The sequence below is a fragment of the Pantoea sp. ME81 genome (genome assembly GCF_903970985.1).
In the GTDB taxonomy this organism is placed as follows: domain Bacteria; phylum Pseudomonadota; class Gammaproteobacteria; order Enterobacterales; family Enterobacteriaceae; genus Pantoea; species Pantoea communis.
Genome location: NZ_CAJCKS010000359.1, coordinates 1 through 1,165, shown reverse-complemented (window position 1 = coordinate 1,165; position 1,165 = coordinate 1). Strand labels below are relative to the sequence as shown.

General features: G+C 55.1%; 1 protein-coding gene. It reads left to right on the top strand.

Annotated features, from left to right (window positions below; all coding sequences use genetic code 11):
- Nucleotides 1–111: 111 nt before the first annotated feature.
- Nucleotides 112–1,165 (top strand): autotransporter outer membrane beta-barrel domain-containing protein (locus tag H7A81_RS27330; RefSeq protein WP_182059345.1); only part of this gene is annotated, 1,054 nt, incomplete at its 3' end.

Here is a 1,165-nt window from a genome sequence, read left to right as displayed (position 1 = left end):
CAGTACTAGTATGACTGCTGCTCCTGCACTAGATATCGTGATGCGCACTCGACCACCGAATTATACACCAGGACGTACACGCTTTCCCTACACTACGCTCTACCGAGCTCAATGGGGAGCGGCACTAACCAGGCGCTGGTGGAGAAGGTTGATCTGGCCAATACCCGGCACATCACCACGCAGAATGGCGCAGGCAGCACGCTCTATTTTAATGACATCAATGCGCGCGGCGGGTCATTTAGCGCCGATGACCTGAGCAAAGGCACCAACCTTGGCGGTGGCTGGAGCACCATCAACTTCGATAACACTCAATGGACGTTGACCGATAATCTGAAACTGGCGCACAGCACCATTAATATCGGCGAAGGCTCAACGTTGTATGCGGGCAACGGCGTCAATCCACTGCTGAGTGGCGCCACCGACGGTTCGCTGGTGGTGAATAATGCCGGTACGCTGGATCTGACTAATGGCAATGGTGTTCCGGGCAACACGCTAACCATCGATGGCGATCTCAATTCAGCTGGCGGACGCGTGAAGCTCAATACGCAAATTGATACAGGCGTCAGTGACAGTGTGCGTGTGAATGGCAATACCAGCGGCACCACTCTGCTGGATGTTAACCCGACGGGGAACCGTCTGGCGGTGATGACGCCTGAACAGGGCATTGCACTGGCGCAGGTAACCGGCAATGCCAGTGCTAACAGCTTCGCGCTGGCAAAGGGCTATGTCGCCGCGGGTCCTTATCAATATGGCCTTTACAGCAGTTCAAACGGAACCGGTCAGGATTTTCGTCTCGCGAGTAACTTTGTCAGCGATGCAGCAGGCAATGCGGTGCGTCCACAACTTACGCCTCAGATGCCATCTTATATTTCTGCGCCGGTCGGGCTGGCCTACTACAACATGGCGGTGATGGATGATCTGCATAAGCGACTGGGAGAGCTACGTCAGGATTCAGGCAGCAGCGCGGGCAATGGCGGTGAGATGTTTATCCGTTATCTGGGTTCCAATCTCACTTACAAGACGGATCGCAGCCTGAGTCAAAACGGCTACGATTTCGATCTTGATTACAGCGCAGTGCAACTGGGCGGCAATCTGATTCATCTGCAAGGCGCCAGCGACAGTTTGCGAGCCGGGGTGGCCTATACGCGCGGTAATGCCCGTATTC